Source organism: Synechocystis salina LEGE 00031, assembly GCF_015207985.1.
Lineage (GTDB): Bacteria > Cyanobacteriota > Cyanobacteriia > Cyanobacteriales > Microcystaceae > Synechocystis > Synechocystis salina.
The window spans coordinates 24,362-48,502 of the sequence record NZ_JADEVV010000020.1 but is presented as its reverse complement, the minus strand read 5'-3'; the positions used below and the strand labels follow the sequence as shown (position 1 = coordinate 48,502).

Below are 24,141 nucleotides of genomic sequence, written 5' to 3'. Positions count from 1 at the left end.
AATATTCAAACTCATTCAACCCGGCCGTAATAGGCAATCTTTTGGCGATCGGGATGGTGTTGATTATATTGCCAGGCCCAGAGTTGATCCCCCAGGGAAAAATGCCACCATTCCCCTGGATGGCGTAGAAATCCCGCACTTTCCATCATGGTGTTCAATAGCTCCCGCCGCTGCTGGTAGAGTTTAAACTCTTCCTTTTGGGAGTCACTCTCTGCCTGGGCTGTTTGATAATAATTGGGTTGGGAACGGGCTGATAGCTCATCAATTTCTCCTCCCATATTTACAGGTTGTCCCGATCCATCCAGTAGCGTTATGTCCAAAGCCGCCCCGGTGCTGTGGGGGGGAGGAGTGAGGGGATTGGAACTGGGCACAGCCCAAATTTGGTAGACCTGCTGATAAATATTTTCTCTTTGCTCAGGGGTTAATGATTGGCCTTGTAAACCATCCCTAGCCACAATTTCGGCAAAAGTGTGATCCACCATAAACTGTTGCACGGCGATCGGGCGGTAGGCATCAAATACTAAAATCTCCCAAGTTGGTTTAATGTCAGCTAAAGTCAAACGAGCCTGGCCTAATCTTTTTAACACTCCGGTACGCAACACGTAAGGCGATCGCCCTTGATAATCCGCTCCTAATATTTCGTAGGGGTGGGGTTTAAGCAACTTAACACCTTCAAGATTGATGGGGGCGAGGGGTTCACCACAATCCTCGATGGGGACGGCAAGATAAGGCTTCATAGGTGGAAAAAATCAAGGAGACCAGTCTGCAAGGTCTGAAGTTATTGCTTAAATCTATTTAAATTTACCAAAAACCATTTAAATTTCCTTACCCACTCCGGTGGAATAACTAGGAGATTGCTTGCCCGATTAGGGAAAAGTGAAGATGTAATCCTATTTTCCACGGCAAAAATAATAAATCCCCCAAAATTTGGAGGATTTTCAAAACTTCAACTGAATGAAAGTTTACTCAGCAGTGGCAGGATATACGCTCACTTTGCGACGGCTTCTGGTTTTGTGCTCAAACTTAACCACACCATCAATCAAAGCAAAAAGGGTGTCATCACTGCCTCGACCAACATTGTTGCCTGGGTGAACTTGGGTGCCCCGTTGACGAACAATGATGCTGCCGGCGGTGACGGTTTGACCACCGTAGCGTTTGACTCCCAAGCGTTGGGCATTAGAGTCCCGACCGTTCCGGGTACTCCCCGTTCCTTTCTTATGTGCCATGGTTATTAATGATCCTGATTAGGTTGGTTGAGTGGGGTAGTTATGGGCTTTTTTGTTAGCCCAATCTACAATTTAGCCAAATTTGGGCGGCTTTAGCTGGTCAGTCTTAACCTGCCACCACTGGGGTTTTAGCATCCACTTCGGGGGCCTCGGCGATCGCCTTACCGTTGACGGAAATGGACTTGATCAACAGGCGGGTTAATTCTTGACGGTGCCCCCGTTTTTTGCGGGTTTTCTTTTTGGGTTGCATTTTATAAACAATGACCTTGCGACCCCGACGGTGGGAGAGAATTTCCCCTTCCACAGTGGCCCCAGCGACGTAGGGCTGGCCGATAGTGACATTGTCGCCGTCTTTGACCAGTAACACTTTGTCGACAACATAGCTGTCTTCTGGTGCGCCGTCGAGGTGATTGATCTCGTAAAAACGGCCGGGCTCGACCCGAACTTGGGTGCCCCCAATTTCAATAATGGCGTAACTCATAATTTATTTGCGTAGATTGCCGTACAGGTATGCCGCCGTTAAGTTCTCCGATTTATTCCAACGAATTTCAGGAAAAACCCCTCAGCTTTGGCATTTTTTGCTGATGATTGTCGTAACCTGATCCGAGCGGGATAGTTGACAAGCGATCTTCTATTGTCTGAGTTGGTAGCTACTTTGTCAAATTGGTGCCCCCTTGTTCCTGCTGGACTGTAATTTGTTGCATTACTAACTCCGCCATGGCGATCGCCGCTCCAGATTTTCCCCGTACCTGTTGTAATTGTTGGCGTATCTGGGCTAACTGCTCAGGATGCTCCAACCAGGGGGTTAATTGACTAGCCACCCCAGCAGGAGTTAAATCCCCCAACAATTCCGGGACAATTTCCCGACCAGCCCAGAGATTGGGCCAGGCGAAAAGACGTTTTTTCTTGGCAATGAGGTAATTAATCAGGCGAGTGGATTGGGGACCCACCCAGGGAATGCGGGCAATTAACCCCGGCAAGCCGTCTAAATGTTTGAGAGCTTCCGTGTGTTGGGTGGGTAATAAAATCACCATGGGAATGCCTAAAGCGCCCAGTTGAGCCGTGTTGGCCCCCACTGTGGTTAAAGCAAAAGTTAGTTTTTTCAGCTCTGTCAAAGCGGGGAATTGGCGACAAATATCAATTTTTAACCCCGTTGTTGTCAACAGATAAGGTTCTTGCCCCTCTTTTTCCACCACTTCCACTTCAATGTTGCCCATGGAACTAACCAAGGGATTAGTTTTTACTTGGCCGTAGCTCCGCAATTGGGACAAATCCACCGTGGGCGCTAAAAAGAGCACAAATTGACATTGGGGATGGGTTTTATGCAACTCCACGGCGATCGCCACTTCCAGGGGAACCCCTTGGCTGAGTTTAGTAGCTTTGGAACCGGGCAGTAGACCAATTAACGGTTTGGCCGATGGATCTACTGGGGAATCAGTGGCATCCACATCCACCATCAAATCCCCCACCACGGCGGCTTTTGCTTGATAAGCCTGGGGTAAAGCTTGGCGCACCTGCTCATTCATCACCCCAAAGGCATCAATCCAGCGTGGCCAGCGGGCATCCCACTCGGCATAGACCACGGAACGATAGCCTAAACGTTTGGCGATCGCCAGGGCAAAGAATTGGTCTCCTCCCAAAAAAAGAACCACCCCCTGAGCATGCCAGGGCCATGGCTCCGCCGTTTTACCCCAGAGCAAGAAATGCCAAAAATGCTCACTGCCCTGCACCCGATCCACTTCCGCATAGCTACGCACCACTTCCGCTTCCTTACCCATGGCATGGGGACAGGGGGAAAGCATCACCGAAATTCTCAGGCGATCGCCAGCCGGCAATTGACGTAAAGCATGGACAACGGGACGGACCCAGGTAGTCACTTCCCCTGGGCCATTGGACAGGATTAAAACGTCAACGGGATTGGTCAATACGGGCAAAGTTTGCAAAACAGTGACGACCTAGGAACCCAATTTGCTAATAATTCTTTGGACAATTTCCACCCCAGTGAAAGCTTGCCAACCAAATAAACCAATCAATGTGACGTTCAGGGTGATGTGGGTTAAGCGGGCCGTTTCATTACCCTTTTGCATCCAAGGTACCAACGCCGCCGCCGTAGCGATTAAAGCGACCATAGCTAGACCAACGAGTAAGTGGGGGCCGACAAACAGTTTGCCATTGTTGATATAGGTAACAGCCATGCCGCCAATGGTGCCCAACACCATCAGAGAAAGTAGGAGAGAGCCAAGGATAAAGTGCTTACCCTTAACATCTTTTTGGATCAACTCCTTCCGCTTTTCCGGTTCCGCGGAGCGAATTTGTCGGGACTGGAAGCCCAGCCACATGGCATACACCGAAGTAAAGAACAGCGCCCACATCATAATGGGATGGCCAAATTGGCCATAAATTTTGACCGGTTCAGGAATCTCAAGGGCCAGTAGAGGAAACATCATTTTAATTCAGTTGATGATTGGTCGTAGTTAATTCAGCTTGGGAAAAGCTGAGCTACGGTTGCTTAAAGAAATTTAACACAGCCCATGGTGACGGCGGTTCTTACCTGGGTTGGGACTTGGCCGAGGCTCAACTCAATTCTAGAGAAGCTAGTTCCAATTGTTTACCATCCAGTACTGTTTGGCTAATCTGGTCGCATTGGGGACAGCGGTAAATCCAATCCTCCGGCTGGAAATTTTCTTGGCACCATTGGCAATGACAGGTAACGGGAATTTCTTCAATTTCCAATCCAGCTTCAGCGGCTATGGTGTTTTGCCGCACCACTTCAAACGCAAACCGCAGGGCATCGGCCACCACCCCAGACTGCTGTCCCACTCGTAGGGTTAAACGGTGAATTTTGCTGGCTCCATGGTCCTCCGCCTGGGCAATGGCGATCGCCAAAGTTTGTTCCATCAGACTAACTTCATGCATAAACTTGACTCCAATTAATTCTTTTTAAAAACATTTTTATTTAATAAGTTTAAATGTTCACAAAAGATCAAAAAATTTAAATTTAGCTCGACTCATAAAGTCAGGGAAAACCATAGCAATCAATGATAAAGTGTCGAAATGTTTGACAACGTTTGTAAATATCTCGCAGAAACCTTTTCCTCAGACTATGCCATGTGGTTGCTGGGTAAACCTGTGGCCCTCACCACCTTAAGCCCCAAGGAACTTTCCTTGGAACCAATTCGGGCGGACGCGCTAATTTTGGAGCAGTCGGAGGATTTGGTCTTGCACCTGGAATTTCAGACTGAGCCGGATGAAACTATGGGGTTTCGGATGCTGGACTATCGGGTGCGGGTCCATCGACGGTTTCCAAACAAAGCCATGCATCAAGTGGTCATTTATCTAAAAAAAACCAGTTCTGCTTTGGTTTATCAGGACATCTTTCAATTGGGAGAAACCACCCATCGCTATCGTGTCATCCGTTTGTGGGAAGAATCACCGGAGCCATTTTTGACCAGTCCTGGACTCCTGCCCCTAGCGGTTTTGACTCAAACCCAGAATGCTACGGAACGATTGCGGGAGGTTGCCCTTACCCTGGATACAATTGAAGATAAAAGCACGAAAGCCAACTTGACCACCGCCGCCGCTATCTTTGGGGGATTAAGGGTTAAGTCAGAATTAATCAAGACCATCCTAAGGAGCGAAATTATGAAAGAATCGGCCGTTTATCAGGAAATTTTGCAGGAAGGAGAACAACGGGGTTTGCTCAAGGGCAAGTTAGAAGGAAAGTTGGAAGGCAAACTAGAAGGCAAGCTAGAGGTTGCTCAAAGGCTAATCAACAAAGGACTATCAATACCGGAGGTAATCAGTCTGACTGGATTGAGTGCTGATGACCTTAAGAATTTGTCCTTTTCTCAGGATTGATGGGCGGTTTTGTCCCCCAACGGCGATCGCCTAGGTTAAAAGTTTAATTACCCATCAGCACAGCACCGGAACCACTGCCCTGGAACATAATCCAAGACATCAGAAAATTACTCACAAAAATTGCTAACAGAGAAGTTACCACTGCAGCGGTGGTGGATTCTCCCACTCCTTTAGCTCCGCCCCTGGTGGTTAAACCCCAGTTACAACCGATAATGGCGATTAAAACGCCAAACACAATGCCCTTGATGGGGCCACAAAATATATCCCAAGGAGTGACAAAGGTCTGTATTGACTCAAAAAATACCTGGTTGGCAATGCCGTAAACATTGCTGGAAATTAACGCTCCTCCCATCATGCCGGTGACCAATGCCAGCACACTAAGGGTGGGTACCATAATGCAACAGGCCAGGAGCCGAGGAATAACTAAATACTCCACTGGGTTGGTGTTGAGCATGTAAAGGGCATCAATTTGTTCCGTCACGCGCATGGTGCCAATTTCGGCCGCAAAAGCTGAACCGACTCGTCCTGCCACCACCACCGCTGTCATGATTGGGCATAGCTCCCGCCCTAGGGCTAGCATTAAAATTCCTCCCACCGCACTACCTGCCCCAAAAGCCAGGAATTCCCGGGCCACCTGAATGGTGAAAATCATACCAATGACGGCGGCGGTGATCAGAGTAATGGGCAGAGAAGCGGGACCCACAAACATTAACTGTTGACTGGTGTTGCGTCCATCAATTCTGCCGGTAAAAAGCTGAAAGGTAGTATTGCCCAACAATAAAATCGCCTGTCCCGATCGCCGGAGCCAGGAGCTTAATTCTGCCAGAATAGGTGATTGGGTCATCGTCAGGGATCACAAAAAAGGGACTGACACTGCCTTTGTCTTTGGAGGCGAACACATAGGCGCATTGTAGCCCCTTGACAAACAGGCCACCAAAGTTACCAAAATGATTTGTCAGTTAATGCCGTTGCTCGATGTTGCCAAGAGAAGCTTTGTTGAAGGGAGCCCCAGACCGGGAGGCGATCGCCAGGGTAATTGACCAGGCGGAACAGGCCTTGCGTACCTGGGAAGTGGTGGTGACGGATTTTTGTGCGCCGCCCCTGATTGCGGAAATTCAAGCTCGTTTTGGCACCCTAACGGAATTACATTTTTTACCCTGGGGGGGTTATCCCCAAGCCGAACGGCAGAGGTTAGCCATTGCTAGGGCGGAAATACCGCTGGAAACGGAGCAAATCCCCCTGACAGCCCTGGATGTAGCTGGTAATTTTCTTTTTGATCCTGCCAGTCATCGGGACTTCCTAGGAGCCCTATTGGGTACAGGGTTAGTGCGGGAAAAAGTGGGGGACATTATTTTATTGGGAGAACGGGGAGCCCAGGTGATCGTGATGCCGGAGGTGGCGGAATTTGTCAGTCTCCATTTAAACCAGGTGCGTACTGTCCCCGTTAAAGCTAAAGCTATTACCCTGGAAGAGTTAAAAATTCGCCCGCCCAAAACTAAAGAAATGACCACCGTGGAAGCTTCCCTGCGCTTGGACGCCATTGCTTCGGCGGGGTTTGGCTTGTCCCGCAGTAAAATGGCCGATGCGGTTAACCAGGGCAATGTGCAGGTTAATTGGAAGCCCATTACCCAGTCTAGCTACGCCCTCAAAGCAGGAGATTTAGTTACCTATCGGGGTAAAGGTAGACTAGAAATAGGCGAAATTACAGTCACCAAAAAGGAACGTTATCGTATCCAATTAACCCGATATATTTAATTTTTTCCCACAAATACTTGTTGGGATGCCATGGTCGGTAGGCGGGGCGTCAAAGTTTATACCACCGTTGTTGGAGGCAAAAGGCCATGCTGCTCTTTGGCTGTGATCGAAGTTTTTCCCAAAAACCATGGATTTAATCCTTTGTCACCAAACGGCAGACTTTGATGTGTTGGGAGCGGCGGTGGGGCTAGCTAAACTCCATCCTGGCAGTCGCATTGTGCTCACTGGGGGTTCCCATCCCACGGTGCGGCAATTTTTGGCGCTCCATCGTAACGAATTTCCCCTGATTGAACTCCGTAGCGTTAACTCCGATAAAATTCGCTCTCTCTACATCGTTGATAATCAACAAGGCGATCGCCTGGGCAAAGCGGCGGATTGGTTAACATTACCCCATGTGCAACAGATTGCCATCTACGATCATCACCTCAACAGTCCCAGGGATATTGAGGCGAATATTTTGGAACTGGAAGCGGTGGGAGCCAGTACCACTTTAATTGTGGAGAAATTACAAAGAACGGACATCAGCCTTTCCATGGTGGAAGCATCCGTGATGGCCCTGGGCATCCATGTGGACACGGGCAGTTTAACCTTTACCCAAACCACAGTGCGGGACGTGAAAGCCCTGGCTTGGTTGATGGAACAGGGAGCCAATTTACGTTTGATTGGGGAGTACGCTGACCCTGGATTTCCCCCTCCCCTACAATTTTTATTTGCAGAAGCCATGCACAATCTCCGCAAAGAAATGGTACGGGGCTATTGGCTTGGTTCGGTTTTATTAACCACAGAAAGCTTTGTGCCAGGGTTATCCCATCTCACGGAAAGGTTATTATCCCTGACGGAATGTGACGCCCTACTGCTGGGTCATGTTTACGACAAAGGCAAAGATAAAACGAAAAGCAGTGGAGAGCAAGAAAAAACCGGAGCGAGTAATAACAACCAACGCTTTTCCTTCATTGGCCGCACCCGTATTCCTGATACCGATTTAACCCAACTGCTGGAACCCTATGGTGGTGGTGGCCATGCCCAGGCGGCGGCGGTGAATTTGCGGGATATCGAACCCACGGAGGTCATGGCGGATATTTATCAAGGTTTGCAAAGACAAATTCCCAAACCCTTATTGGCTAGGGATTTTATGTCTTCCCCGGTGCGGACTATCCGACCCCACACCACTATTGAGCAGGCCCAAAGGATTTTGTTTCGCTATGGCCATTCCGGTTTGACAGTGGTTAACCAGGAGGAAAAATTGGTGGGCATCATTTCCCGGCGGGATTTAGATTTAGCTCTGCACCACGGCTTCAGCCATGCCCCAGTGAAAGGTTATATGACCCGTAACGTTAAAACCATCGATCCTGACACTCCTCTGCCTCGCATTGAAGCCATTATGGTGGCCGACGATGTGGGGCGCTTACCGGTCATGGCGGGGGATACCCTGGTGGGCATTGTTACCCGCACCGATGTGCTGCGGCAATTATTGCAGGATAAACAGGAGCAATCGGAACGGTTTGGCGATCGCCTGGCTACTTCCCTTCCAAAGTTTGGTCAGGGCAACTTACTAGAACTTTTAAAAACCCATTTACCGGCGGCCACTTGGCAATTGTTAACCACAGCGGCCTGCCAGGCCCAAGCCAGGGGTTGGCATTTATATCTAGTGGGGGGAGCAGTGCGGGATTTGTGGCTCCGCCATTCCCAGGGGGCAAAAAAACACCAAAATATTACCTTCCAAGACATTGATTTGGTGGTGGACGGTTTCCATACCAAGGCTGATGTGGGGGCCGGGGTGGAATTAGCCCAAGCTCTGCAGGGGGACTATCCCGGCGCGAGGTTATCGGTGCATGGAGAATTCCAAACGGCGGCCTTGCTCTGGCATAAAGATCCCCAGCTAGACTCCCTCTGGGTAGATATTGCCACTGCGAGGACAGAATTTTATCCCTACCCAGCGGCTAATCCGGAGGTGGAAGCCAGTTCCATTCGTCAGGATTTATACCGGCGGGATTTTACCATTAACGCCCTTTCCATCCGTCTCACCAATCCCAGCCCTGGCAAATTGCTGGACTTTTTTGGTGGCATGAACGACCTGCACAACCAACAGGTGCGGGTATTGCACGCCAATAGTTTCATTGAAGACCCCACCCGTATTTATCGAGCTGTCCGCTTTGTGGTGCGCCTCGGTTTTGACCTGGAACCCCAAACGGAAACCTATATCCGCTATGCGATCGCCAGTGGGGTGTATGAACGTTGGCGATTAACGGAGCATCCCACCCCGGCCTTGACCACCCGTTTAAAGGCGGAGCTTTCTATTATCCTCAAAGCCCCCTATTGGAAAGGAGCGTTAACGTTGTTGGCGGATTTGGATGCCCTCAAATGTCTCCATCCAGAGCTAAAACTAACGGAGCAATTATGGTGGCAAGTGCGCTGTTTATCCCGCTGGTTACGCTGGCTAGATCCAGAACGACAATTGGAGCATTGGTTACTACGACTAGGTATTTTATTGGGGGCTTTACCTCCACAGGAACGGATCAAAATTGCCACGGGATTACAGTTACCCAAGACCATGATTGATGGGCTAGCTAACCTGGAAACCATGGAAACGGCGATCGCCAAAAGTCTTGGTTGCCAGCAATGTCCCGGGCCTAGTGTTATTTACCAGACTTTGAAAGGTTATGACCGCGCCAATTTATTTCTAGTGGCCGCCAGGGGGCACAAGGTTTTAAGAAAGCAAATTTGGTTTTATTTCAGCCAGTTATGCCAAGTGTCACCATTTTTAACTGGTCATGACCTCAAAGCGCTCGGTTATAAACCAGGACCTCAATTCAAACAAATTCTGACCGATTTATTGAACGCCTGCCTAGACGGACAATTAGGCGATCGGCAACAGGAAGAAGCCTGGCTCAACGCCCATTATCCTTTACCGAAAAAAGTTTAAATCTAGGTATTGTTTTAACGTCCTGGAGTGTCTTGAATGGGAATTTGCTATGGGCATGGGCCTACATGGGCCTGACGCCAGTCCTCTGCCAACTTCTGCATTGCCGACATTTCGGTTGGATCAATACGTTTCAAATTAGCCAAAATAAGGCCCATCCGCCCAGTGTGCTGTAGTTTTTCTTGGTGTCGTGCGAGAAAGTCCCAATAGAAATAATTAAAAGGACAGGCATCTTTGCCAGTTCTGGCTTTGGGATTGTAGGGACATTGTTGGCAATAGTCACTCATTTTATTGATGTAATTGGCAGAGGAAGCATAGGGTTTTGATGCCAATAATCCTCCGTCCGCAAACTGCCCCATTCCTAACACATTAGTTTGCATTACCCAATCATAGGCATCAATGAAAGCCGCATGGAACCATTCCTGGAGTTGTTGAGGATTGACGCCGACAATTAGGGCGAAATTGCTGAGGATCATTAACCGTTGAATATGGTGAGCATATCCCGTCTGTTCAACCTGTTTTAAAACGGTAGTTAAACAATTCATTTTGGCTTGGCTGGATTGCCAATAAAACTCAGGTAAAGGAAAGTCATGGTTAAACCAATTACTCTGGCCGTAGTCTTCATCTACCCATTGATAAAGGCCCTGCATATATTCCCGCCAACCTAAAACTTGACGGATAAACCCTTCAACATTGTTCAGGGAAATATTTTGAGTGGCAAAGGCGTTGGTAACTGCTTCAATAACTTCTAATGGAGCCAACAATCCTAAATTTAAATAGGGAGAAATGAGGCTGTGCCATAGGGTTTTCTGCCCCATCACCATGGCATCTTGGTAGGTGCCAAATTGACTCAAACCGACATCAATAAAGTATTGCAGCCCTTGCCGAGCATCTTGACGGCTGACTCCCCATTGAAAGCCAGATAATTGCCCATGGCCAGGCAAATTTAATTGTTTCACCCGTTCGATCACCTGCTGGGTAATGCCATCGGGGGGAAAGGAGAGGGGCATGGGGGGAGAAAGGTGCTTTTTGGCAGGCTTACGATTATCTTGATCAAAATTCCAGCGGCCCCCCACGGGTTGATCGTCTGCCATTAAAATTTGCCAACGTTTACGTCCGGCCCGATAAAAATCCTCTAGCAATAGGCGCTTACGATCGCCAGCCCAGGCAGCAAAATCTTCCTTGGACCAGAGAAAATGATTGTTGGGCAATAGGGTCAGTTCACAGGGCAGACTAAGAGACCGTAACCAGGCTTCAAAGGGGCGATCGCCGGGGGTCATGACTTGGAGATGGCTAATGCCCTGGGTTTTGAGCCAATGGTATAAGGGAGTGAGGAAGTCTTCGGCGATTTCATAGGTAACCGACCAGCCCTCGGCCCTCAATTCCTCTGCGAAGTGCCGCATGGCGGACCAAACCAACACTAATTTTTGGCGATGGTAGGGCCGTTGGCGGGCAAATTCTGCCGATTCAATCAAGAGAACGGGGACTTGTGAGCGATTATCTTGATAGCTTTTTAAGGCCGCTTGCCCCAACCAAAGTTGATCTCCCAATACCCAAATGCCAATGGTCATAGCAGTAATTTTGTGTGAGGAACGGGTAAAGTCGCTGTTATCCACGGCCGGCGATCGCCAATAGCAAAAGGCCTAGTTGAAAATCCACCAGCCCTGGTCAAAGCAGGTTATGAGTAGGGAAACCGACAATAATAATTAGGGTAAATCAAGAAAAATGTCTCAAGAATTAGACTTTCGGGACAACCTTTCATAGACCGTAGCTAAACCCCGAGCATTGCCGACGTTACCGGGAAATAACACCACCGGCAAAAGGGGAAAACGGGGATGATCCTGTGCGGTCCGAACCAAAGAACAACCAGGGATAATTTGCCCCAACAGGCGCACAGAAGTTAACTGTAGTCCCACACTGAGTACATCATTGGAAGTGATACCTCCTTTGCTGATCAAAAAGCCGATGTCCTGGGGTAATTGTTGAACAATTTTCATTAACAGTTGGGACAGGGTAACGCCAAAGTCTAACCGTGCCTGCACCGAAGCAAAACTTAATTCCCCCCGACTGGTGTAAATTACCGGTGTTTTTCCCCCAGCCCGAATTTCGTTCACCGTCGTTAAAGCGTTGGCAATGATTTCGGCTTCACTGTCGGGATGATCCCGCAACTGTTGCACTGGAATTTCAATGCCCTGCACCGTTTCGTCCTTGAGCAATGTCATCAACTGTTCCGTGGTTTTTTGCACATGGGAGCCTACCAAAATTACCCCTGGTTGGTCGGTAGGTTTATAGCTAGCCATGGCCACTGGAGCCACCGGCTGGGGTCCCAAATTAGCAAGGGACGTGAGAATACTGGCCGCACTCCGCAACAGAAAATGTTTGCCCTGGCCACTGGCTATGAGCAGGCTTTTCGCTAGGCAATCAAAATCTTTTTGAGTTTCCCCATCCACCACCACGCATTGATTATGGCTAAAGCCCATCAGGCGATCGCCTAGGGATTTATCCGAGGAAGCATTATCAGCATTACTAAGATCCCCCAGCGTGATGCGCTCCACTTGGGCGGCTCCAATCTTACCTTGGGTTTTTTCTGTCACATAATCGGGCAAATAACTATGGTGATAGCCAAACACCGAATCCTGGGCAAATTCCGTGGCTGCCACTGGCACCAATTCACCGTCCACAATCAAATAATGAACACTGTCCTTCGTTACCCGGCCCCCCTCAAAAAAAGCTGGCACGAGGAAATGGGCATCAAAGGGCCCCAACTCCCGGTTAATCACATCCGTTTCCAAGGGGTAATGGCCCCGCAGGGTAGAATCAGAGCGACTCACCACTAAGTAGTGATCAACGGTTTCCGCCGCTAGGGCCAGTTTTAAATTCTGGCAAATTTCCGTTACCACCTCTTCCGCTTCCGCCGGAGGCAAAGCCCTAGTGTTGCTGAGGATAAAAAAGATCGGGCTTTGATCCTGCAGGCCTCGCCGCAGAGTTGCCACATCCCACTGCATCAGTAATAGGCAACTGTGAACCGTTTGGGAACCGGTGGGGTCATCATCAATGACAATGATTTTGGTGGGGTCAGCCATGGGAAAGAAGAATGTGCAGAATTCGTGAAGATTTTGTCCTTAGGCCTCCAGTCTAGGGGAAAATAGCCATGGTCTATAATTTTGGTAGATTCGTTTTGGGCTTTTATGCTGGAAATTCTGGCGGTTATTCTCGTTGTTTTATTAGGTTCTTGTATTTGTTCCTGTTCCGAAGCAGCTTTGTTTTCTGTGCCCCTGGTCAAAGTGCGGCAGTTGTCCCAATCAAATAATCCTTCTGCCATCGCCCTGCAGGCCATTCGCCACAAGATGAATCGCCCCATTGGTACCATAGTCGTACTCAATAACATCTTTAATATCGTCGGTAGTATCACCATCGGCAGTCTGGCGGCCAAACACCTGCAAGATGCTTGGATGGGAGTTTTTTCTGGGGTCTTGACCCTATTGATTATTGTTTTTGGTGAAATTATTCCTAAAACCCTAGGGGAAAGATACGCCACTAACATCGCCCTGTTGATCGCCATTCCCCTGAGATTTTTAACTTTACTTTTTACTCCTCTGGTGTGGTTAATTGAGCAGATTACCAATCCCTTTACCCACGGCAAAAGAATGCCTAGCACCAACGAGGCGGAAATTAAGTTTCTAGCTACCCTTGGTTACAAAGAAGGGGTAATTGAGGGGGATGAAGAACAAATGATTCAACGGGTTTTCCAGCTCAATGATTTAATGGCGGTGGATTTAATGACCCCAAGGGTGATTATCACCTATCTTTTGGGCGAACTAACTTTAGGGGAATGTCAACAGGATATTATCCAATCCCAACATACCCGGATTTTGATTATCGATGAGTATATTGACGAAGTGCTAGGTATTGCCCTCAAACAGGATTTATTAACTGCTTTAATCCAAGGGGAAGGGGATAAAACCATTGGTGAGCTAGCCAGACCAGCCCAATTTGTGCCCGAGGGCATGAGGGCCGATAAATTGCTTAAACAATTCCAAGAAAAGCGGGAACATTTGATGGTGGTTATTGATGAGTATGGCGGCGTTGCCGGGGTGGTTACTTTAGAGGATGTGATTGAAGTTTTAACAGGGGAAATTGTCGATGAAACCGATAAAAACATCGACCTCCAGGAAATTGCCCGCAAGAAAAGAGAAACCCTATTGAAACAACGGGGGCTGGCTGCCTAGAATTTCTCGATGGGGGAAGTTTGCCGCCTAGCCCGCTATTGGTAAATTTCCTATTTCCAATGCCGTTGGGGGCTTAAAACCCCGCAAAGTTGGTTCCTTCATCGAGGTATTTAGCTCCTTACCCTGTAATAGCACCCCAAATTTACCAAGACCATTGGGATCAATTAATTGGTGCAAAATAGCCCGTCGGGAAAAAATTTCGTTCAAATCATACTGACCACTGGATAGGTCTGCTAGGCGATCGCCAAGGCCAAGATTCATCAAAAAAGGTGCCTGTTGGCTAAAGTCTAAACGGTTCAGACCATAGCATTCTCCCCACCATTCCAGGGCAGTGAAGTTGACATGGGCAGTGACGTCCTGTTGCCCCAAATTGACAAAGGGATTGTCGTGGTGCCGTTGTTGAAAATAGCATTGCAAAGTGCCTCCGCTGCGTTGGGGATGGTAGTATTTCCCCGCTGGATGGCCATAGTCCACTGTTAATACCCACCCCTGGGCTAAAACCCGAGCGATTTCTTCTAGGGCCTGTTGGGCGGCTAGATTGACTTCGGTTTCATAATTTTCCCCGTAGGGGGGACTGGTCAGTTGCAAACCAAAGCTGGCAAAGTAATCCACTAATTTTTCAGTGGACAGGTCGTCCCAAACACTGATCAGGTCCGTTGGCCCTGCCTCAATATACTGCTCTTGCAAAACCCCTTGTTTGATGCCCACCCGATGGACAGGCAGAGCATCGAAGAATTCATTGCTAAAACAACAACCCACTAAGCTGTCATTGGCCAACTCCGGCCAAGTTTGCCATTGTATTTTGCCCATTTCTCGCCAGGGCCCTAATAGCTCAGTTTGTCTGCGGCGGAGGGCGGCGGACTCCTCAATGATGTGGTACTGCAAGGCAGCAAAAAATTCTGGATGTAGCTTTTGCGCCTGGGCCAACACGGTTTGGGCAAAGGCCCCGGTTCCCGCCCCCAATTCCAAAAGATCAAAGCGATCTGGTGCCCCCAGCCGCTGCCACATTTCCAAAAATTGCTCAGCTAACAGTTCCCCAAAGTCGGCCCCCAAGGCGATCGCCGTGACAAAATCCCCTCGAATGCCAATGTCCACCTGGCCACTGCTGTAATAGCCGTAATTGGGTTGATAGAGTACCCACTCCATAAACTCCGCAAAAGTGAGCCGTTGTTGGGGGCTTTGGCGGATGTGGTCAAGGAGAGCGGGGAGAATATTCTGGGCCATGGATGGTGGGGAACAGGGAAAAGTCAAGATGGCGGCGATCGGTCAACTGGTCATTTTCCTCCAGGGGGGTGCAGTAAGGGGCCAGACTGAAAGTACAAGGGGGGGAATGCTTTAGGCCACTGACTAGGATTTTTGACGATTGTTCATTAATTGTTCACCAAAACGGTTCCTTTGGCGTCAAGCCGAAACGGAAAGGGCATACAATCCGCTAAACATTGCCATAATAATTGCCAACATTTATTGTTTAACGTTGTTGAAAGTATGTGTCAGACTTGAAGTCAATGCTAGCTAAGATTTAAATCACCATGAACCGCCAGGGAACCTATCAAGGCAGTGACCAAGAAACGGAAATTCGTCGTCTGAAAGAGTTGATGCCGGCTTCAGGGCGGATGCTAGTCAAACTCCATGCCCAACCGAAACAGTCCCGGGTGATCGATTGTGATTTTCCTAAGCCTTGGCAATTTGGCGATCGCCTGGTGAAAATTAATTTCAGTCTTTGGTGGGAGTTGACCATCCAGGAACGGGATTTACTCATGCTGAGCGTGGTCTGTCGTTTGGTTAATATCCGCTGGTTCAAGCCGGATTTGTATCAGGGATTGACCGTGGCGGGGGCGATCGCCGTGGGGGTACAGCTTTGGCAGAGGGATGGCGTCGGTATGGTGGTGGCCGGTGGTCTGACGGCTTTGGCGGCCCAGCAAATTTGGCGGGGTTACCAAAGTAATGAACGGGAAATCGAAGCTGATGCCCAAGCTCTCAAAGTGGCGGTACGTCGGGGCTATAACCAAAAAGAGGCCATCCAGGCCTTGTTAACGGCGATCGAAAACACCGCCCGGATCGAAAACCGCAGCACCCTCAGTTTTAACGAACTGCTGCGCTGTCAAAATTTGCGCCTCATGCTCAACAGCCAAACCAGCCCGGATCCATCCCTATCCCGCAACTTCTAACACCGGTTCAGCTTCCTTAATGGCCAGAATTTTTTTCATCACGTCTTCCACCGCCTTATCCGGGGTAGAAGCACCGGAGGTCACCCCCACTGTAATTTTGCCCGCCGGTAGCCAGGGTTCCAACAGTTCCAGATCCTTACCCAGGGGTTTATGGTGCACCCGATTGCCCGGCCCAATGCGATCGCCACTGTCAATGTGCACAGAAGGAATACCGTGTTCCACTGCAATTTCTTGGAGATGGGTGGTGTTAGAAGAATTAAAACCACCGATAACCACCATTAGCGACAGGTCTTCCTTGACCAGATCAAACATGGCATCTTGCCGTTCCTGGGTAGCATCACAGATAGTATTAAAACTCATAAAATGATTATTTAACTCTGTCGGGCCATACTTTTGTAGCAGGGTTTTTTCAAACAATTTGCCAATCATTTCCGTTTCACTTTTCAGCATGGTGGTTTGGTTTGCTACCCCCAGGCGGACTAAATCCTCATCCGGATCAAAGCCAACGGAATGGGCATTGGCAAAATAATCCAAAAATTCCTGGCGATCGCCGCCGTGGAGAATATAATCACAAACCTTTTGGGCTTCGGCCATATTTAAAACAATTAAATAGGTACCGGCAAAGGAACTAGTGGCAATGGTTTCTTCGTGGTTATATTTACCGTGGATGATCGAAGTGTGCTCTTTCTTTTTATGTTTCTCGACGGAATTCCAGACTTTGGAAACCCAGGGGCAAGTGGTATCCACAATGGTACAACCCCGGTCGTTGAGGAGTTGCATTTCCTCCACACTGGCCCCAAAGGCCGGCAGAATCACCACATCACCCTTGGCCACCCCACTAAAATCTTTTTCCCCGTTGACCACATCAATAAAGTTTACTTCCATTTCCCGCAGTCGTTGATTCACCGAAGGGTTATGGATAATTTCATTGGTGATCCAAAGGCGATCGCCAGGAAAATGCTGACGAGTTTCGTAGGCCATGGCCACGGCCCGTTCCACACCCCAGCAAAAACCAAAGGCCTCCGCCAACAGAATGGTGACATCCCCCCGCTCCAGGCGGTAATTGTTTTGACGAATTTCCTGGATTAGGTGGCTTTGATATTCCGTATTCATCACCCCCATCACCTCTTCCCCATGGCCAAATCCCTTGCGGTGGTAATTGTCGGAGTGGTGCAGAGATCGTTTAAAAGCTTTGGTATCCATAGAAAAACGAGAATGTCACCTGTATTATGTTGTTCCATTTTGACATCCTCTCCCCCTAACCGCTAGAAAAGCTCCAAGGACATTGCCATTCCTCGATTTTTAGGACAGGGGCAAAGCACCGTGGACCTGTTTGGTAGAATAGGCTAGCAATCTTGACTGAGCTCGGTTCCCAGGCGGTCTGTTCCAACCCGCAGACTGTCTCTCCGGGGCTCCGTTGGGGAACATTTTCGGGCTTGATGGGGTTAACAATCCTATGCCACGTTGACTATTTGTCCTATGAATTGGAAATTTTTCCCACACCCCCTCCTGGCCATGGCTGTCGGGGCTGCCCTAGCTCCCTTAACTCCCCTCGCTGCCAGCACTTTCACCGAAACGGCGATCGAGCAAACCGAAGTAATTGCAGTGGCCCGTCCCTACGGCGTTGAAACCACCAAGTATGACCTTTTAGTAATTGAGCAGATTCCTGGCAAAAATAAATGTTGGGATGTCACCCCCGGAGCACCGGCCATGGTGGATCCCCTGCTGTTAAATTTTGACTTCACTGGCCACTGTCGCCGCGCCACAGACAGCAACGGCTATTCCATCCGCATCGATGGCCAGGACTATGGCTTGGATTACTTACTGCGTCTTGTGCCCAGGGGAAATGAACTGGTGTTGGTAGCCACTTCCCGTAACGGCCGCGGCCCCGAACTTATTGTCGGTAGCACCAAAGGTATCGGCGCAGGCTTCATGCAGGTACAGCTCAATCCAGGCTGGCAGTTCACCAAACGTACCTACGAAGGTCAAATCTTAGGGCACTACTACATCAGTGGTACCCAGGCTGCCATCTTAGGGGGAACGGCCGTTAGCCCCGTAACTCCAGAGCCAATTACCCCAGAAAAACAAGAGCTTATTGCTCCGGAGCCAGTTCAGCCCCTGGAAGATAATCCCCCCACGGCCACAGGCGTAACGGAAGTAACAGAAACCGAAGCAGAAATTATCATTCAGCAGCAAGCCCCTGCTGACAACGAGTCCGGTATGGTGGTGGAAGAGGAGAGTGCCACCACTGTGACCGAAGAAAACTCCGTTGCCAAGGAACTGGAAACCGTTACCCCCAAACCAGCCCCCGTGGTTAACCCCAATCCTCCCCGACGCCGCACCCCTACCCCGGCGGATTTTCGCCGCTAGGAAATTTTCCTTCATTGATTTTTGTTGCCTACCATGCCCTCTGCCGACATTTTGAATCAGTTCCAAGTTTTTGACTACGATTTACCCGAAGACGTTTGCCAGCAGCTTTTATCTTGCAAAGAAGTTGCGGTGGATACGGAAACCATGGGTTTAAATCCCCATCGGGATCGCCTCTGCTTGGTGCAAATTTGTGATCCAGAGGGCAATGTAACGGCTTTACGCATTGCTAAGGGTCAGGAGGAAGCTCCTAACTTGGCCCGGCTGATGCAAGACCCAGCCATAACCAAAATCTTTCATTTTGCTCGTTTTGACACGGCCCAACTGAAACACACCTTTGACATCAAAACCTATCCGATTTTTTGTACTAAAATCGCCAGCAAAATTGCCCGCACCTACACTTCCCACCATGGACTCAAGACGCTGGTGCAGGAGTTGGTGGAAGTGGAGTTGGATAAATCTTCCCAATGTTCCGATTGGGGCAACGCTGCCAATTTGAGTAAGGCTCAATTAGCCTATGCCGCCAATGATGTGCGTTATTTGATTCCCCTAAGGCACAAGTTAGAAGAAATGCTGGCCAGGGAGGATCGTTTGCGGTTAGCTCAACGTTGTTTCGAGTGTTTGCCGGTGATGGTAACGCTGGATTTGGGTATGTATGGCAATGTGTTTGAGCACGGCGGGCCCGGTTAATTTAACTTAGGAGCCTGTGGGCAAAGTTTCAGTTTGTTCTCTCAATCAACCAATTAAAGCAACCGCAATTTTTGGGGATTTTATTCTAGTCCCCCCCGAACCTTGTGGACGAACCGAGGAGCATTAGAAGCATTTAAAAAACTCTCTAAGAACGTTGAAATCTTAGGGCTTCGATGGACTGGGCGGTAAGGAAAATGCCCAGGAAAATGTAGCTGGCAAACAACACACAGCTTTTACTATTAATCACCCCGTTAATCAGATCTTGATAGCTTTGGAAGAGGGAAAGGTAGGCGAAGATATCAGCGATCGCCCCGCCCAGGTTTTGGGCAAACACGTCCATAATCCAGAGCATCAAAATTAAAACAAAGGTGAGGATGTAGGCAATAATCACGTTTTCTGTCAGGGAGGAAATGAACATTCCGAGGGAAAGCACCGCCGCCGCCACCAGAATGACAGCTCCGTTGGCCACCAGCACTAAACCACTGGGTAGGGGAGGATTGGCAGCGGAAAAGACAATGATTTGATAAATCCACAGGGGGACCAACAGCACCGAGAAAAATAGTAATGCTCCCATTAACTTGCCCACTGCTACCACCCAATTAGTAACCGGGGAAGTGGCCAACAATTCTAGGGTGCCCCGCTTTCTTTCTTCGGCGTACAGTCCCATGGAAAGGGCCGGCAGTAGTACTAAAATTAACGAGATAATTAAGCCCAAATAACTAGAGAGAAAATCCCCCGCCACATCCACTGGCTCAGCAAAACCAGACTGTCGTAAAAATTCGACGTTGGAAATAATTTGACTGAGCATTAGGGAAAAGAAAATTCCCGACATTAACCAAAAAATAGCGGCAATGCCATAGGCAAAAGGAGAGCTAAAATAGCTTAGTAGTTCTTTACGAAGAATGGCGAGTAGATTATACAGGGTGGTCATGGGAAGAGAAAGTTCGACAGTGGCGGAGTGTCCGAGAACCCTAAGCTCAGGTTGCTGTACCTAGCCATGGCCTTGGGTTGCCAGATTAAATCTAGAATAGGGGGGTTAAGGCTCCCATGGATGAGTTCAGCATAGTTTATGGTCCAACTTAGTGCAGCGGCAATTAATCGGGTCGATGTGGCCATCATTGGGGGAGGCATTGCAGGGGTGGCGATCGCCGAATATGTGGCCCGCCATACTAACCTGTCAGTGCAGTTGTTGGAAAAAAATAGCCATTTGGGGGGGGATTCCTCTGGCAAATTGGAGGGCTGGTTCCACACGGGGGCTTTATATTCAGGCCAGGATGACGGCCAGACTTTTTTTAACTGTGTTAATGGGGTGGAAGATTTACTCAACCACTACAGCAATTATTTTGCCGGTCGCTGTAATCTCACCCTAGGAAAGTATGACCACGGTTATCGCCCCACAGTTAGCGGCGCAGGTTGGTTTGACCCCAATCCGGTTTATCTCATCCATCCCCAACGCCATTCCCCAGAAATGCTCCAGTCTGGCCTCAAGGGCGATCGGGTGCAGTTGGAAATGCAGTTAAAGCGGGTGTTAGGCCGTTTAGAAATGGCCTATGGGCAACAGTTCAATTGGCGATCGCCGACGGGTCATGCAGCGGCAGCACCGGACTATGGCCATTTAGAAAGTTATGAACAGCGGGGCTGTAGCCTCTTAAGTCAGTCGGAAAAAATTAGCCATTATTGCCAACAATTTGACCTCAGCCATGGGGTAGAACCCAGTGACTATGCCCTGCTGAAAAGTTTGGACTGTGCCATGGATACCCAGGGCATTTTGCAGGATCTCACGGCCAGCGCCCTGGCCCACGGAACGGCAATCGCCACCGGGATTAATTTAGAACAAATTAATGTAGATCGTTATGGCCCGGTGAGGGTACAAAGTATCTTTTATCGGGATCGCCAGGGACAGCAACATTACCTGAAGGCCAACGCGTTTATTTTTGCAGTGGGAGCAGGCTTTGATCGGATTTTACCCACCCTCCAGGTGCGAGCCAAGCTGAAACGGAGTCGCAGCACCATGGTGGTGGCTTATCCTGCCGTTAGTCCCCATAATTTTGTGCGGATGTCCACCAAGAATTCTTACCATTTCAATCATTTTTTCCAGCGGGCAAATATATTTGACTCTTCACAATTTTTCAATTATTCCATGCTGGCTAACTCCGGCTATGTTAGCGATGAAAATGACTGTTTAGCTAGTGGGGAAATTGAATTACTTTTAGATACGGCGGCACGGTATTTTGGCGAAGACAATTTATATCAACGTCAACTCTGGAGCTACGATTGCGTTAAAACAGAATTTATTAGTGACGATGTTCAAAAACGTCGTTATAGCTATTGGATTGAAGTGAATCCCCAAAGTAATTATCTTTGTGTATTACCGGGTAAGTTTTCCTTCTTTCCCACAGTGGCAGTGCAAACTCTCAAGCAGTTAAAAACCATTTTGCCAGCCCCAGAAATTGACCGGAACCATCAGGATTATCACGCCTATTGCGATCAAGCTCAAGCCCTCGTCGCTTCTCCCTATCCCCATCAATTGTTGGCGGCTCATTTGAAAAATAAAGCTAATTCCTAGCTGTGGAATGGTTGGTTATTTAACAATATTAATGGAAGTAGAATAATGTTAAAAACCGTTGCCATACAAGTGCAGGGAAGGGTACAAGGAGTGGGTTTTCGTCCTTTTGTTTATACCCTTGCCCAGGAGATGGGACTAAACGGTTGGGTAAATAATTCTGCCCAAGGAGCCACCGTTGTTATTACTGCTAACGAAAGGGCCATCGCCAACTTTACGGATAGATTAACTAAGGCATTACCTTCCCCTGGTTTGATTGAAGAGTTAACCGTTGAACAGTTACCTTTTGAAAATTTTACTAACTTTACTATCCGCCCCAGTAGTGATGGACCTAAAACCGCCACCATCTTGCCAGATTTATCTACTTGTACTGCTTGTTTAGCAGAATTATTTAATCCTGGCGATCGCCGTTATCTTTATCCTTTCATTAACTGTACCCATTGCGGTCCTCGTTACACCATCATTCAAGCCTTACCCTATGACCGTTGTCGTACTACCATGGCTAAATTTTACCAATGTGCTGACTGTGAAAGGGAATATGAACAGCCTGGCGATCGGCGCTTCCATGCCCAACCCAATGCCTGCCCCCGCTGTGGTCCTCAACTTGCTTTTTGGGACTACCAAGGCAAGATAATTGCCCAGGAAAATGATGCTTTAGATCTGGCTGTTGATAATTTAAAAGTAGGTAATATTATCGCTATCAAAGGCTTAGGGGGCTTTCATTTATGCTGTGATGCTAATAACTTTAAGGCAGTAAAAAAGCTCAGAGCAAGAAAACAACGACCAGATAAACCGTTGGCGGTAATGTATGGCAATCTTGGTCAAATTATGGAGCATTATCAACCCAACCAGAAAGAAATTGAGTTGTTACAGAGTGCCGCCGCTCCCATTGTGTTGTTAAGCAAACAGTCCCAGTTATTTTTGGCAGAAAACATTGCCCCTGATAACTCCACTGTGGGAGTGATGTTAGCTTATACGCCCCTCCATCATTTATTACTAAAAGAGCTAGATAATCCCATTGTAGCCACCAGCGGTAATTTGGCAGGGGAACCCATTGCCATTGATAATTTTGATGCTTTAAACCGTCTGAAAAATATCGCCGATGGTTTCCTGGTTCACGATCGCCCAATTGTTTGTCCAGTGGATGATTCTGTAGTGCAAATAGTGGCAGGGGAAACCTTGTTTTTACGCCGAGCCCGGGGTTACGCTCCCCAACCTATCACCTTACCTCAGTCCTCTCCTAAACATTTATTAGCGGTGGGAGGTCATTATAAAAATACGGTGGCGATCGCCAAACAGAATCAAGCTTATCTTAGCCAACATTTAGGAGATTTAGATACCATCTCCACCTACCAAGCATTTGAGCAAACAATTGCCCATTTAACCCAACTATACGATTTTTCTCCCCAGGAAATTATTGCTGATCTACATCCTGACTATCTCAGTCATCAGTACGCCGAAAATCAAGCTTTACCTATCACTTTTGTGCAGCATCACTATGCCCATATTTTAGCAGTTATGGCGGAACATGAAATTATGAAAGAGCCTGTATTAGGCATTGCTTGGGATGGCACGGGCTACGGTATAGATGGCACCATTTGGGGAGGAGAATTTCTTAAAATCACCCATGACACTTGGCACAGAGTTGGCCATCTACGACCATTTGTTTTATTAGGTAATCAACAGGCAATTAAATATCCCCATCGCATTGCCTTGACGCTGTTATGGTCAACTTTTGGTGATAATTTTTCTGCGGATTATTTAAAAAATTGGTTGGATTTCAACAATGGTTTTAAAGACGAAATAACCACCAACTTAAATAAGGATCTAAATAACAAAAATTTACACCATCTTTGGCGACGGGGGGAAGCACCCTTAACTTCGAGTATGGGTCGCTTGTTTGATGGCATTGCCGCTTTAATCGGATTGATTGACCAAGTAACCTTTGAAGGTCAGGCTGCCATGGTTTTGGAAGATCAAGCCAGACCTGATTTAACAAAGGAATATTACCCTTTTACCTTGATAGATCAGGGAAATAAATTAGTAGTGGATTGGCAGCCCTTAATTAGGGCAATAACCATGGAAGAAAGAACAAAAATCAATCTAATTGCGACTAAATTTCATAACACCCTAGTGGCTTTAATTGTAGCTGTGGCTAAACGCCAAGGAGTCGAAAAAGTAGTTTTGGGGGGAGGATGTTTCCAAAATCGTTATTTACTTTCCAACGTTATTTCTGCCCTAAAAAAGGCTGGCTTTTCTCCCCTTTGGCCTAGGCAACTCCCCCCCAATGACGGCGCTCTCTGTATAGGTCAATTGTTAGCTAAAATTCAGCCCAGGCAATATATTGATTAGCCTTATTCCTCTT

At 48.2% G+C, this 24,141-nt stretch carries 21 protein-coding genes; 9 read left to right on the top strand and 12 right to left on the bottom strand.

Annotated features, from left to right (window positions below; translation table 11 throughout):
- Nucleotides 1-11: 11 nt before the first annotated feature.
- The 6 genes from IQ217_RS08785 to hypA form a co-directional block, all read right to left on the bottom strand.
- Nucleotides 12-737, bottom strand: a complete 726-nt coding sequence (locus tag IQ217_RS08785; protein WP_194019657.1) for a M15 family metallopeptidase — start codon at nt 735-737, stop codon at nt 12-14.
- A 225-nt stretch (nt 738-962) separates the two neighbouring features.
- On the bottom strand, nt 963-1,226 hold the full coding sequence (gene rpmA / locus IQ217_RS08780) for a 50S ribosomal protein L27 (RefSeq protein ID WP_194014495.1): 264 nt from the start codon (nt 1,224-1,226) through the stop codon (nt 963-965).
- A 106-nt stretch (nt 1,227-1,332) separates the two neighbouring features.
- Complete coding sequence (gene rplU, locus IQ217_RS08775) at nt 1,333-1,707, bottom strand: 50S ribosomal protein L21 (RefSeq protein ID WP_190599454.1); 375 nt, start codon at nt 1,705-1,707, stop codon at nt 1,333-1,335.
- 169 nt (nt 1,708-1,876) lie between these two features.
- The gene (locus IQ217_RS08770) at nt 1,877-3,169 is read right to left on the bottom strand and encodes a glycosyltransferase family protein (protein WP_228023995.1); all 1,293 of its coding nucleotides are present in this window, start codon (nt 3,167-3,169) and stop codon (nt 1,877-1,879) included.
- A gap of 12 nt (nt 3,170-3,181) precedes the next feature.
- Entirely contained in the window at nt 3,182-3,673 is a 492-nt protein-coding gene (locus tag IQ217_RS08765) for a DUF4079 domain-containing protein (RefSeq protein ID WP_190599455.1), read from the bottom strand.
- A gap of 127 nt (nt 3,674-3,800) precedes the next feature.
- A complete protein-coding gene (hypA, locus tag IQ217_RS08760) occupies nt 3,801-4,142 on the bottom strand; it encodes a hydrogenase maturation nickel metallochaperone HypA (RefSeq protein ID WP_194019656.1) in 342 nt (113 codons plus the stop codon).
- A 138-nt stretch (nt 4,143-4,280) separates the two neighbouring features.
- Here hypA and IQ217_RS08755 point away from each other — a divergent pair, with 138 nt between their 5' ends.
- A complete protein-coding gene (locus IQ217_RS08755; protein ID WP_194019655.1) occupies nt 4,281-5,084 on the top strand; it encodes an Rpn family recombination-promoting nuclease/putative transposase in 804 nt (267 codons plus the stop codon).
- A 43-nt stretch (nt 5,085-5,127) separates the two neighbouring features.
- Here IQ217_RS08755 and IQ217_RS08750 read toward each other — a convergent pair whose 3' ends face one another.
- Nucleotides 5,128-5,928, bottom strand: coding sequence for an ABC transporter permease (locus IQ217_RS08750; protein ID WP_194019654.1), 801 nt, complete (start codon nt 5,926-5,928; stop codon nt 5,128-5,130).
- A 131-nt stretch (nt 5,929-6,059) separates the two neighbouring features.
- On the opposite strand from IQ217_RS08750, the gene IQ217_RS08745 reads away from it, so the two are divergent.
- Both IQ217_RS08745 and IQ217_RS08740 read left to right on the top strand, forming a co-directional pair.
- On the top strand, nt 6,060-6,839 hold the full coding sequence (locus tag IQ217_RS08745) for a photosystem II electron transport protein, Sll1252 family (RefSeq protein ID WP_194019653.1): 780 nt from the start codon (nt 6,060-6,062) through the stop codon (nt 6,837-6,839).
- Nucleotides 6,840-6,966: 127 nt separating this feature from the next.
- On the top strand, nt 6,967-9,762 hold the full coding sequence (locus IQ217_RS08740) for an A-adding tRNA nucleotidyltransferase (RefSeq protein ID WP_194019652.1): 2,796 nt from the start codon (nt 6,967-6,969) through the stop codon (nt 9,760-9,762).
- Nucleotides 9,763-9,809: 47 nt separating this feature from the next.
- Here IQ217_RS08740 and IQ217_RS08735 read toward each other — a convergent pair whose 3' ends face one another.
- Nucleotides 9,810-11,330, bottom strand: a complete 1,521-nt coding sequence (locus tag IQ217_RS08735; RefSeq protein ID WP_194019651.1) for a cryptochrome/photolyase family protein — start codon at nt 11,328-11,330, stop codon at nt 9,810-9,812.
- Nucleotides 11,331-11,489: 159 nt separating this feature from the next.
- Nucleotides 11,490-12,842 carry a four-carbon acid sugar kinase family protein gene (locus tag IQ217_RS08730; protein ID WP_194019650.1) on the bottom strand — a complete coding sequence of 451 codons (1,353 nt, stop codon included), beginning with the start codon at nt 12,840-12,842 and terminating at the stop codon, nt 11,490-11,492.
- Between the two features lie 105 nt (nt 12,843-12,947).
- Here IQ217_RS08730 and IQ217_RS08725 point away from each other — a divergent pair, with 105 nt between their 5' ends.
- Complete coding sequence (locus IQ217_RS08725; protein ID WP_194019672.1) at nt 12,948-13,988, top strand: hemolysin family protein; 1,041 nt, start codon at nt 12,948-12,950, stop codon at nt 13,986-13,988.
- A 27-nt stretch (nt 13,989-14,015) separates the two neighbouring features.
- On the opposite strand, the gene IQ217_RS08720 is transcribed toward IQ217_RS08725, so the two are convergent.
- Nucleotides 14,016-15,212 (bottom strand): class I SAM-dependent methyltransferase, encoded by a 1,197-nt coding sequence (locus IQ217_RS08720; protein ID WP_194019649.1) that lies wholly within the window; start codon nt 15,210-15,212, stop codon nt 14,016-14,018.
- 305 nt (nt 15,213-15,517) lie between these two features.
- On the opposite strand from IQ217_RS08720, the gene IQ217_RS08715 reads away from it, so the two are divergent.
- Entirely contained in the window at nt 15,518-16,156 is a 639-nt protein-coding gene (locus IQ217_RS08715) for a DUF3318 domain-containing protein (RefSeq protein WP_194019648.1), read from the top strand.
- Here IQ217_RS08715 and IQ217_RS08710 read toward each other — a convergent pair.
- Complete coding sequence (locus tag IQ217_RS08710; RefSeq protein WP_194019647.1) at nt 16,139-17,359, bottom strand: 4-hydroxy-3-methylbut-2-enyl diphosphate reductase; 1,221 nt, start codon at nt 17,357-17,359, stop codon at nt 16,139-16,141. The two genes, IQ217_RS08715 and IQ217_RS08710, sit on opposite strands and share 18 nt — an antisense overlap.
- A 312-nt stretch (nt 17,360-17,671) precedes the next feature.
- Here IQ217_RS08710 and IQ217_RS08705 point away from each other — a divergent pair, with 312 nt between their 5' ends.
- Together IQ217_RS08705 and IQ217_RS08700 are read left to right on the top strand one after the other, a co-directional pair.
- On the top strand, nt 17,672-18,526 hold the full coding sequence (locus IQ217_RS08705) for a DUF3747 domain-containing protein (protein WP_228023996.1): 855 nt from the start codon (nt 17,672-17,674) through the stop codon (nt 18,524-18,526).
- Between the two features lie 33 nt (nt 18,527-18,559).
- Nucleotides 18,560-19,213 (top strand): ribonuclease D, encoded by a 654-nt coding sequence (locus tag IQ217_RS08700; RefSeq protein ID WP_190599466.1) that lies wholly within the window; start codon nt 18,560-18,562, stop codon nt 19,211-19,213.
- Between the two features lie 145 nt (nt 19,214-19,358).
- Here IQ217_RS08700 and IQ217_RS08695 read toward each other — a convergent pair whose 3' ends face one another.
- Entirely contained in the window at nt 19,359-20,144 is a 786-nt protein-coding gene (locus IQ217_RS08695; protein ID WP_190599467.1) for an ABC transporter permease, read from the bottom strand.
- A 138-nt stretch (nt 20,145-20,282) separates the two neighbouring features.
- Between IQ217_RS08695 and IQ217_RS08690 the strand changes: the two genes are divergently transcribed.
- Both IQ217_RS08690 and hypF read left to right on the top strand, forming a co-directional pair.
- On the top strand, nt 20,283-21,779 hold the full coding sequence (locus IQ217_RS08690; RefSeq protein WP_194019645.1) for an FAD-dependent oxidoreductase: 1,497 nt from the start codon (nt 20,283-20,285) through the stop codon (nt 21,777-21,779).
- Between the two features lie 45 nt (nt 21,780-21,824).
- Nucleotides 21,825-24,128 carry a carbamoyltransferase HypF gene (gene hypF, locus IQ217_RS08685; RefSeq protein ID WP_194019644.1) on the top strand — a complete coding sequence of 768 codons (2,304 nt, stop codon included), beginning with the start codon at nt 21,825-21,827 and terminating at the stop codon, nt 24,126-24,128.
- The last annotated feature ends 13 nt before the right edge of the window (nt 24,129-24,141 follow it).

Coding starts and splice junctions, on each gene's coding strand:
- IQ217_RS08690 (WP_194019645.1), top strand. CDS start 20,283: ATGGTCCAACTTAGTGCAGCGGCAATTAATCGGGTCGATGTGGCCATC.
- IQ217_RS08725 (WP_194019672.1), top strand. CDS start 12,948: ATGCTGGAAATTCTGGCGGTTATTCTCGTTGTTTTATTAGGTTCTTGT.
- IQ217_RS08735 (WP_194019651.1), bottom strand. CDS start 11,330: ATGACCATTGGCATTTGGGTATTGGGAGATCAACTTTGGTTGGGGCAA.
- rpmA (WP_194014495.1), bottom strand. CDS start 1,226: ATGGCACATAAGAAAGGAACGGGGAGTACCCGGAACGGTCGGGACTCT.
- IQ217_RS08750 (WP_194019654.1), bottom strand. CDS start 5,928: ATGACCCAATCACCTATTCTGGCAGAATTAAGCTCCTGGCTCCGGCGA.
- IQ217_RS08720 (WP_194019649.1), bottom strand. CDS start 15,212: ATGGCCCAGAATATTCTCCCCGCTCTCCTTGACCACATCCGCCAAAGC.
- IQ217_RS08705 (WP_228023996.1), top strand. CDS start 17,672: ATGGCTGTCGGGGCTGCCCTAGCTCCCTTAACTCCCCTCGCTGCCAGC.
- IQ217_RS08755 (WP_194019655.1), top strand. CDS start 4,281: ATGTTTGACAACGTTTGTAAATATCTCGCAGAAACCTTTTCCTCAGAC.
- rplU (WP_190599454.1), bottom strand. CDS start 1,707: ATGAGTTACGCCATTATTGAAATTGGGGGCACCCAAGTTCGGGTCGAG.
- IQ217_RS08695 (WP_190599467.1), bottom strand. CDS start 20,144: ATGACCACCCTGTATAATCTACTCGCCATTCTTCGTAAAGAACTACTA.
- IQ217_RS08700 (WP_190599466.1), top strand. CDS start 18,560: ATGCCCTCTGCCGACATTTTGAATCAGTTCCAAGTTTTTGACTACGAT.
- IQ217_RS08785 (WP_194019657.1), bottom strand. CDS start 737: ATGAAGCCTTATCTTGCCGTCCCCATCGAGGATTGTGGTGAACCCCTC.
- IQ217_RS08740 (WP_194019652.1), top strand. CDS start 6,967: ATGGATTTAATCCTTTGTCACCAAACGGCAGACTTTGATGTGTTGGGA.
- hypA (WP_194019656.1), bottom strand. CDS start 4,142: ATGCATGAAGTTAGTCTGATGGAACAAACTTTGGCGATCGCCATTGCC.
- hypF (WP_194019644.1), top strand. CDS start 21,825: ATGTTAAAAACCGTTGCCATACAAGTGCAGGGAAGGGTACAAGGAGTG.
- IQ217_RS08765 (WP_190599455.1), bottom strand. CDS start 3,673: ATGATGTTTCCTCTACTGGCCCTTGAGATTCCTGAACCGGTCAAAATT.
- IQ217_RS08715 (WP_194019648.1), top strand. CDS start 15,518: ATGAACCGCCAGGGAACCTATCAAGGCAGTGACCAAGAAACGGAAATT.
- IQ217_RS08710 (WP_194019647.1), bottom strand. CDS start 17,359: ATGGATACCAAAGCTTTTAAACGATCTCTGCACCACTCCGACAATTAC.
- IQ217_RS08730 (WP_194019650.1), bottom strand. CDS start 12,842: ATGGCTGACCCCACCAAAATCATTGTCATTGATGATGACCCCACCGGT.
- IQ217_RS08745 (WP_194019653.1), top strand. CDS start 6,060: ATGTTGCCAAGAGAAGCTTTGTTGAAGGGAGCCCCAGACCGGGAGGCG.